This is a genomic window from Candidatus Ozemobacteraceae bacterium, assembly GCA_035373905.1.
Lineage (GTDB): Bacteria > Muiribacteriota > Ozemobacteria > Ozemobacterales > Ozemobacteraceae > MWAR01.
The window spans coordinates 1-9,022 of sequence record DAOSOK010000074.1; the positions used below are offsets into that span (position 1 = coordinate 1).

General features: G+C 59.7%; 9 protein-coding genes. 7 read left to right on the plus strand and 2 right to left on the minus strand.

The window, feature by feature from the left end; all coding sequences use genetic code 11:
* Positions 1-187: 187 nt before the first annotated feature.
* From PLU72_20065 to PLU72_20095, 7 genes are all read left to right on the plus strand, one after another.
* On the plus strand, positions 188-1,447 hold the full coding sequence (locus PLU72_20065; protein ID HOT30480.1) for a metal ABC transporter permease: 1,260 nt from the start codon (positions 188-190) through the stop codon (positions 1,445-1,447).
* An 82-nt stretch (positions 1,448-1,529) separates the two neighbouring features.
* Positions 1,530-1,889, plus strand: coding sequence for a CoA-binding protein (locus tag PLU72_20070; GenBank protein HOT30481.1), 360 nt, complete (start codon positions 1,530-1,532; stop codon positions 1,887-1,889).
* Positions 1,890-1,907: 18 nt separating this feature from the next.
* Positions 1,908-2,174 (plus strand): zinc ribbon domain-containing protein, encoded by a 267-nt coding sequence (locus PLU72_20075; GenBank protein ID HOT30482.1) that lies wholly within the window; start codon positions 1,908-1,910, stop codon positions 2,172-2,174.
* Between the two features lie 50 nt (positions 2,175-2,224).
* Positions 2,225-3,166, plus strand: a complete 942-nt coding sequence (locus PLU72_20080) for an ABC transporter ATP-binding protein (protein HOT30483.1) — start codon at positions 2,225-2,227, stop codon at positions 3,164-3,166.
* 1 nt (position 3,167) lies between these two features.
* Complete coding sequence (locus tag PLU72_20085; GenBank protein ID HOT30484.1) at positions 3,168-3,941, plus strand: ABC transporter permease subunit; 774 nt, start codon at positions 3,168-3,170, stop codon at positions 3,939-3,941.
* Positions 3,942-3,951: 10 nt separating this feature from the next.
* Positions 3,952-4,875, plus strand: coding sequence for a hypothetical protein (locus PLU72_20090; GenBank protein HOT30485.1), 924 nt, complete (start codon positions 3,952-3,954; stop codon positions 4,873-4,875).
* A gap of 196 nt (positions 4,876-5,071) precedes the next feature.
* Entirely contained in the window at positions 5,072-6,874 is a 1,803-nt protein-coding gene (locus tag PLU72_20095; GenBank protein ID HOT30486.1) for a hypothetical protein, read from the plus strand.
* A 202-nt stretch (positions 6,875-7,076) separates the two neighbouring features.
* Here PLU72_20095 and istB read toward each other — a convergent pair whose 3' ends face one another.
* Positions 7,077-7,841, minus strand: a complete 765-nt coding sequence (gene istB / locus PLU72_20100; GenBank protein ID HOT30487.1) for an IS21-like element helper ATPase IstB — start codon at positions 7,839-7,841, stop codon at positions 7,077-7,079.
* Positions 7,835-8,974, minus strand: a complete 1,140-nt coding sequence (gene istA, locus PLU72_20105) for an IS21 family transposase (protein ID HOT30488.1) — start codon at positions 8,972-8,974, stop codon at positions 7,835-7,837. The genes istB and istA overlap by 7 nt, the downstream gene beginning before the upstream one ends.
* Between the last annotated feature and the right edge of the window lie 48 nt (positions 8,975-9,022).

Here is a 9,022-nt window from a genome sequence, read left to right on the forward strand (position 1 = left end):
GAGACGATGGATCGTTGATTCTACCCTACCCACGCCGAATAGCGAAGAGCCAAAACTGTCTTGTTCGCCCAGCACGGCCTCGACCTTGTTCGGAATCTGACCGATGAGGTGTGCCGGGTGAACAGGGGAATGGCGCGCATGATTTCCTGGCGTGAGATGCACCTCGAAGATCCGGAGGTGAGGGCGGATGTCTGAATCCCTTTCCTCGATGATTTCGACCGTTCTAGAGATCTATGGCACGGCCCTGCCGGTTGGTCTGCTGATCGCGGCGACGGGTGCCCTGTTCGGCGTGTTTGTCGTTCTCAAGCGCGTGGTGTTCATCGGGGTGACCCTGTCCGAAGCCGCGGCCTGCGGCATTGCTCTGGGTCTGCTCCTGGGGTGGCCCACGTTCGTTGGCGCGCTTCTGACGGCGATGCTGGTGGTCATTCTCCTCGGCCTGCCGTTCGAACGATGGCTGAATCTGCCGCGCGATACCTTCCTCGGCGTGCTGTTCGTGGCATTTTCGGCCGGCAGTATCGTGCTGGTGGCGAAAAGCGGGTTCGGGCTCGAAAAAGTTAAGAACCTGCTGTTGGGCAGCCTGCTGTTCGCCTCGCCCCATGATCTGTGGCTCATCATGGCCGTTCTGCTGCCGTGCGCAGCCTGGCTCCTGGCGAGCATCAGACCCACCGTCTACGCCTTTCTCGACCCCGACGCGGCGCAGGTGCTGGGTATCCGGGTGCGGGTGATGGAGTTCGCATTTTTCGTTGCCCTGGGTGCCGTTGTGGCGGCTGCATCGAAAATTGCCGGAGTGCTGCTGATCTTCTGCTACCTGGTCGTCGCGCCCGGAGCCGCCCTTGTCCTGTACCACCGGCTTGCGGGAGTGCTCGTGCTCTCCGCCTCGATCGCCTGCCTGGTGACCTTCGGCGGAATCCTGGTCTCTTACCGGTTCGATCTCCCGCCAAACCAGACGATCGGTCTGGCTCACTGCCTCGTGTTTCTCCTGGCGGTTCTCACCAGGACCAGGCTGCCGGGAATTGCGTGGCGAAGCGGGATTCCCTTTACCGGCCTTGCGACCGCCGCGTGTCTGCTCTTCCTGCTGACCGTGCCGGTCGATGGACAGCGCTCCGATTCGACACCGCCTCCGTACCCTCGTGAGCCGGCAGTCTCGGGCGAATCAGCGACAGCCGTCGAACCCCACTCTGCTGCAACGAGCGACTGGCCGGCTGTCGTCGAGCGCATCGGTGCCGATTTTCGGACGCGCGGGCGGGGGGCGATTCCCGATGCGGTGGCGTTTCTCCGCCGAGACCCGCCGCTGTTGTTCCGCGCCCAGGTTGTAGCAGAAATTGAGAATACGATCGCGGCCTCGTCCGGCTGGCAGATCCGCAGGCCGGCATCGGATTCGGTGAACCGTGCCGCCGCCGAGGCATACCTCGCGCTCTCATCATCGCCGGGCGGGCGAAAACCGTGATCGTGATGTGTCGGGGTGAACCCTCGTGTATAGTCTGAAGCACTTGTCCGAATATCATCACCATGAAGGGGGATACAAAACTATGAATGTCGCCGTTGTTGGGGCCAGCAACAAGCCCGATCGGTACAGCTACAAGGCCGTCATGATGCTGAAGGAAAAGGGGCACGTGCCGTTTCCGGTCCATCCGAGCCTGAAGACGGTGGGGGAGTTTGCCGTCTTTCCCGGCATACGTTCGATTCAAGAGCCGATAGACACGATCACGATATATCTCTCGGCGGCGAATCAGAAAAATATCGAAGAAGAGATTCTTCAGAGCTCAGCCCGCCGCGTCATCTTCAATCCCGGCGCGGAGAATCCGACGCTGACCGAACGGCTTCGGACCGCTGGCAAAGAGGCGATCGACGCCTGCACGCTCGTATTGCTCTCGACGGGCCGGTTCTGACCGAAGGAATATACATATATGCCTACGTATGAATATCTGTGCGAGTCGTGCGGGCACACTCATGAAATGCAGCATGCGATGAAAGATGCGCCAGAAACGGTCTGTCCCTCCTGCGGCGGAGCGTTGCGGCGCCTGATTTCGGGTGGGACGGGGTTCATCCTGAAACAGGCCGCGTCTTCTGGACCCTGCGGTTCCGGCGGCGATTGCTCTCTCGAGCGGACCGGCCAGACCTGCTGTGGCAGCAACCGGCGGTGCGGAAAACCGTCGTGTGGTGAAGATCTGTGACGGCGGAGAGCGCCGTCGAAAACCATGCCTGAGATACGGAGGGAGCGAACATGCGCGAACTGGTCGTCGCCGAGGAAATCACGAAACTCGTCGGCTGGTGGAAGAAGGAAACGATCGTCGACCGAGTTTCTCTGACGCTTCACGAAGGGGAGATCATGGGTCTGCTCGGGCCGAACGGCGCCGGCAAGACGACGACGATGAAGATGCTGCTCGGACTGACATCCATCACGTCGGGATCGGCGCGCATGTTCGGCGCTTCCGTCCCGTCGGCGGCGTCGCGGGTGGGCGTCGGATTCCTGCCCGAGGCGATCCAGCATCCGGACCATCTGACGGTGCATGAATACGTCCGGTTTCATGCCCGGTTGAGCGGACTGTCCGACGGTGAGCCCCTGATCGAGGAGTATCTGCGCCGCGTCGGGATGTGGGAATCCCGGGATCGGCTGCTGGTCGAGTGTTCGAAGGGGATGCGGCAGCGGGCCGACATCGCACGCCTGCTGATACGGCAGGCCCGCCTGATCTTCCTCGACGAGCCGTTCAGCGGCCTCGATCCGTGCGGCCAGGTGATGCTCAAGGAACTGCTCGTCTCGCTCAAAAAGCAGAATATCGCCGTGCTCGTGAATTCACACGCCGCCGGGATTCTCGCCGATGTCTGCGATCGGGTCAGCATCATGGACCGTGGGCGGATCATCCTCGGCGACTCTCTCGAGAAGCTGCTTCGGACATCCAGGACGAAGGTTGTGGCCCGGTTCTCCGATGTGGCTGCCGCGACAACGTTTGTGGCGGCCCGGTCCAGCTTGGCCCATCGCCTGGAGGGTGCCGATACGGCGGAGTTCATCCTCGACGATCCGACGGCCCTTCGCGAGCTGATTCGGGCCATTCTAGCCGCAGACGCAACGCTGGCGGAAGTGACGCCCGTAACGCTGACGCTCGATCAGCTGTTTGTCCGGGTGCTTACCGGTCGGGATTCCGTTGTCACGGGAGGGAACGCATAACATGCTGTCGCGCGTCCGATTGATCGCATGGGATACCTTTCTCGATGTTGCCCGCCACAAGATGCTGACAGTCCATCTCGTGTTCGTCTGCATCTCGCTTGGGCTGTTCAATCTCTTCGGCCACTTCTCGACGACGCCGACCTTGGAATACCGCATGATCCAGGATATCGGCCTGTCGATCATCTCGCTGTTTGGCTTCCTGATCGCCCTTTTCATCGGCTCGACCACCCTGCGCGACGAGATCCAGCGCAAGACCGTCTACGCGGTCCTGACCCTTCCGATGGGGCGGTGGGAACTCTATACCGGCAAATTTCTGGGAACCCTGCTCGCCGCGATCGTCAACGTCCTGGTCATGCTGGGCATCCTGATCGGCCTGCTGTTCCTGAAATACGGTGTGCTCTGGACCGGCTTTCACTGGGTCGCCCTGTTCATGCTGTTTGAGTTTGCGATCATGACGGCGATGGTACTCCTCTTCTCGCTGGCCGACTCGCTCATCGTCTGCTTCTCGCTCTCGATCTTCTTCGTCCTGCTCGGGAACATGGCCCAGCATGTGCAGCATCTCGCGATCGAAGCCGGGATTCCCCTCCTGAGCTGGCTGGTCGACGTCGTCTACTGGATCGTTCCGAATTTCGGGTATTTCAATATAAAGCATAAAATATTGAAAGACTTCGCCATCTCCCCCTCGTTCGCTCTCTGGGCGGGCGGGTATGCGGCGTGTTACCTGTTTTTCCTCCTGGTGGCGGGATCCTGGGCGTTCAGAAAAAAAGATCTGTGAGGGGGAGCGCATGAACAAGCATCTTGCCCTGTTCATCTTCGCCCTTATCGCCGTGGTCTTTTCGCGGCACTGCTTCATCGAACAATACTGGCGGGAGGCGAAAGCCGCGTCCACTCTGGAGGAGATGGAAGAAATCCGGGACCGCGCCGGCGCATACTTCACCATCGAGCCGAACGGCGCCTCGGAAGGGCATCATCTCAAGGTTCACGATGAACAGCCCGACCTTCACTTCGCGGCGACAATCGACCATGGTCAGTGCGATGAACAAACCTCCGGAACGGCTCATGCAGATGATGAGGAGCACGAGCACCATGCCGGCCACGAACATCACCCTCATACCCACCACGATCATGCCGGTCACGCGCATGATGCCGGGGACCCGAGCGTCTCGCCCGGCCTCGTCATCCTCCTTCGCCAGCTCGGGTTTGCCGAACTCGCGGCGAACCTGCTCTGGATTCAGATGGATGCGGATTCGCATGCCGGCCTCTGGCACCGGGTCACGTATGCGCTCGAACTGATCCCGGTTCTCGACCCGACGTTCATCGACGCCTTCCTGCTGAGGGCCTACCTGCTCGACGAGTTCGAAGGCCGCCATGCCGAAGCCGTCGAACTCATCGAAAAGGCCCTGAAGCAGAACCCGCATCGCATGGAACTCTGGCAACAGATCGGGATCTACTGCCTGAATCATGGTGGAAGGCACGGCCCGACTCGCGATCTGCCGAAAGCCCTGAACGCGTTTTACCAGGCAAGCAACTTCGTCGACGCGCCGCACTACATGATTCGCATGGCTGCCGCCACGCTCGCGGCGATGGAGCGCCGCGACGAGGCCGTTCAGTTGCTCCGGCAGGTCATGTCGATTCCGGGAAGGCCCGAAGACCAGCTGCAGATCGACCGCCTCATGATTCATCGCATCCTCTCAGGGGAAAAATTTTAATATTGCATCATATATACGTATCGAACCCGTTTGTCGCGGTTGCGTGCTAGGGGCGGATTTGAAAACCGCCCCTAGCAGCTCGTTGACGGAGGGTAAGGATGGCGATGTGCCCGGGTCCATGCAAATGTTGGTGTGGCTTGGCAGGGGAGTTTCATGATATGGATTAAATATAGATTCAATGCCAGGGAGGTTTTCGATGAAGCTCCGTCACTCCGTGGTTCACATACTCGTGTTCACCCTCATTCTCGGAGCGGCTGCATTCGCCATGACGACCGGTGAAAAGGCTGCTGTCGACACTGTGCGCAGAGAAGTGGCAAGCATTCTCGGCTCGAAATCCGATTTCGCTCGACCCCTTGGGAACATTTCCGATTATCAGGCCGATCTCCAGGGCATTCTCCGGAAGTATCCCGTCCTGAACGAACCCCGGCAGGTGCTGCTCGAGGGGCGGCCGGTAAAGGTTCTCGTGCCGCTGCTCATGAGCGAGCAGGAGATCGGCGGCTTCTTCCAGGTCAGCCCGGACGGCTCCACGATTCTCTCCTGGCCCGCCTGGGACAAAGACCTGAAGCCGATCTTCCGCCTTTCCCGCGCCGATTGGGAAAAAGCGCCGGATGCCAACGCCCTGCCTCAGCTTGCCGAGCTCATTCCTGTCAAGCCCGACCATTCCGCGGGAGTGCCCGTCGAGATTTCCGATCTCGAGGACGTGTATCTCATCGATCACCTCGAGTGCATTCCCCCGAAAACCCAGGAGGAGCGAAAGGTCTACACGGAGCAGGAAGGCCTCGCCGGCGCCCTGGGCCGCCGCACCGGCTCCTCGAAGTGCATCTCCTACGCGGTCAGCATGGCGAGCGACTGGTGGAAATCCGTTCTCGGCCTGCCGATCGGGAAATACGTCTCGTTCGTGAACGGCACGCTCGAGTACGGAATGAACCCCCGTCTGATCGAGTCGCTCTACTATTCGGTTCCCTCGACCCCTTACTCCTGGAAGCTATTCACCGGCAAAGACCGCGTGACCGGCGAGAAGATCGCCTATTCCCCGAAGCATTTCGCCTACATCGTTTCCTCGATCCCTCTGCCGAAGGATGTCCCGGACCCGATCCGCAAGGGCGTCCGGTATCCGCTTCCCGCCGAGGGGTTCGGCATGGACAAGCCGTTTTACCCGGTGTTCGACCACCACCGCGGTGACGTGAAGACGATCAGGCTAGGTCTGGAACGATACGGCATCCTGTTCGCCCAGCACACGATGCGATTCCTGAACGACAAGCTGTCGTCGCCGCTCGGCGTGCACGGGGTGAACATCGTCGGAACGGCGCGCCTGAAGGGGAAAGACGTCGTCCTCTATTACGAGACGTTCGGGAAAAATCATCGTGATTATATAGAAGATAGTTTTTACGGGCCCCGTCTGCGGGCGTTTCCGGTCCAGTTTTTCTACCAGGGACTCGCTTTCCCTCACCATCTGCGGGTCGCGATGGAAGCTCGTGGAGATGGGCTTTCCGTTCGGTTCACCGACTGCCTCGGCCGGCCTGCCGTGCCCGATCGCATGTCGGTCGAACGCGACGGAACGCCGGTTGCCGTCAAAGCGGCTTCGGAACTTCGCTTTCCGGCGTTCAACGGGAAGGGTGTGCTGAAGCTCCGGTTCGAGAAAAAATACTTCTACGCCCCTGAAGAGGATGGAGCCTACGAGCGCACCTGGTTCTTCGGAAAAAACGGATGCATCGAGCTGAAAGAGTATGAAAAGCTCGTAACGGCGTTACATGTCAACAAGCAGAACATCGTCGAAAAGATCCGGTACAAACCTGAAAACTTCTACGACTATCTGGTGGGCCGGGAAGAAGCCCTCCGGAAGGAGCTCCTTCCGATTGTTCGAAAACTTCCCTCAGACCCCGAACTTGCCCGCGCCGTCGCTGACGAGTTCCGTCGCAACGGCGTGCTGGCGAAATCCCCGCTCGGCCGGGAGTGCAAGGAGTTGCTGACGTTCTCGGAAACACAAACCGTCCGCTGACGGCCTTCAATCCAGTTTTCTCCGAATCACCGGGAGGTAGCAGCTACCTCCCGGTTTGCTTTATCTGCCTGTTCCGGAAAACAGGTGTGCAGAATCTGCAGGGTGGGGCGTAAAAGAAAAGGAGTCCTTTCCTGTGTAATCCGGTCAAGTCGGCCACGCCGTCCGGTCAAGTCGGCCACTGATTGCCGTGCCCCGAATCCCATCACGTATTTTCGGTGGTGGTGGCCGACATGGTGTTGTTTTTCGTCGTTTTCCGCATCGAGTCTCCCTTCATCGTGATTTTATGTGAGGTGTGAACCAAGCGATCCAGTATAGCGTCGGCCATGGTGGGCTCACCGATAGCCTCGTGCCAGTTTGCGAAAGGGATCTGGCTGACGATGATCGTCGCTCGTCGGTCATAGCGATCATCCAGAAGCTCGAGCAGGTCCTGCCGGCTCTGATCTGTCATGGCGCACATGCCAAGATCGTCGAGAATCAGCAGATCGAAGCGGCTCAGGCTTGTCAGGAATCTTCCCCAGCGGTTTTCCAGGCGGGCGAGGTAGAACTCATCCCACAGGCGCGGAAGGCGCCAGTATCGAACGGTGAGGCCGTTACGGCAGGCTGAATGCCCGAGAGCGCAGGCCAGATAGCTTTTTCCTGCCCCCGTCGGGCCGGTGACCAGGACGTTCTGATGCCGTCGTATCCACTCGCCGTCTGCCAGGGCCATGACGGCGCTCCGATCGAGTCCTCTGGCTGATCGCCAGTTCATATCCTCCAGCGTCGCACTCTGGCGTAACTGCGCGGTTTTCAGGCGGGTGACCAGACGGCGATTGGCCTGCTCCGTCACCTCGGCGTCCACCAGCAATCCCAGACGCTCGTCGAAGGAAAGCGAGGCGAAGCCTGGATCCGCTGTCTGGTGCTCCCAGCCCCGTGCCATTCCGATGAGCTTCAGGTTCAGCAGTTTGTCTCGCGTTGCATGGTTCAACATGGCTGACCCTCCCCGGAGAAGAAGCTTGAACCGCGAATGTTCTCATGCCGAATACTCGGGGCCTTGCCGAAGCCTGGCGTGGAATGACGACCGCCACGCCGGCGGAGCCACGTTTTGAGAAACTTGAATGAGGCATGGTTGAATTGAAGAGCCATCAGGCAGGCCTCCTCCACGGCGCCGGCTCCATACTGGCGAAGCAGAGCTCTGACCCCTTCGGCCTGTCGCAAAAGGATTTCCGGATGTTCGTTTCGCGACAGAATCTTCTTCACGAGCTGTGCCACCCCGACACCTTGCTCTTCGGCCCATTGAATCATGGTTTCGGGACTTCGATCCGACCAGGCCCGGTGGTTCGGCGGCATATGACAGTCCAGGCGGGATACCTTCCCGGTCTCCGCCAGCCTGGGATGGCTGGTTACACGGTTTCCACGAAAGAACACTTCGATGGTGCCCGTCGTGGTGCGGACATCCACCTGCTTTCCGATTAAGCCATAGTGAACGCTATACCTGTTTCCGCCCGCCTCGATCGTGTAATCCATGCTGACGGTCTGCCGGTGCCAGCCGGCAAACTCATAGCGATCGATCGGCAGCGGCTTCAGCGCCGGCCTGTCAAGCCGCTCGAAGAGATCCCGGCGGCTTCCGGGGAACTTCTTCAGGAGGCGGTCATTCAGGCTGACGAGCAGTTCCCGGATTGCCTGGTTCACTTCTTCGAGACAGAAGAACACCCGCTTCCGCAAACGTGCCAGAATCCAGCGCTGAACGACCTGGACCCCCACTTCTACCTTCGCCTTATCCCTGGGATGTTTGATCCGCGCGGGAACGACGGCGACATGGTAATGCCCGGCCAGCTCCGCATAACTCCGGTTCCGATCGGGATCATACCGGCATGGGCTGGTGACGCCGGATTTCAGGTTATCAGGGACAACGATTTCCGGGACACCTTGAAAGAACTCGAACATTCGGACATGGCTTCCCAACCAGTCCGGCAGGCTCTGGCTCCAGGTCGCCTCTGCAAATGTATAGTTACTGGCCCCCAGGACACCGACGAACACCTGCGCTTCCCGGATCTCGCCCTCGGAACCGATCATCACAGGAATTGTCCTGCCCGCGTAATCGACGAACACCTTTTGGTTCATCCGACTAAAGCGTACTTTGTCTCATGAAGAGCCATGATCTTGAGTTTG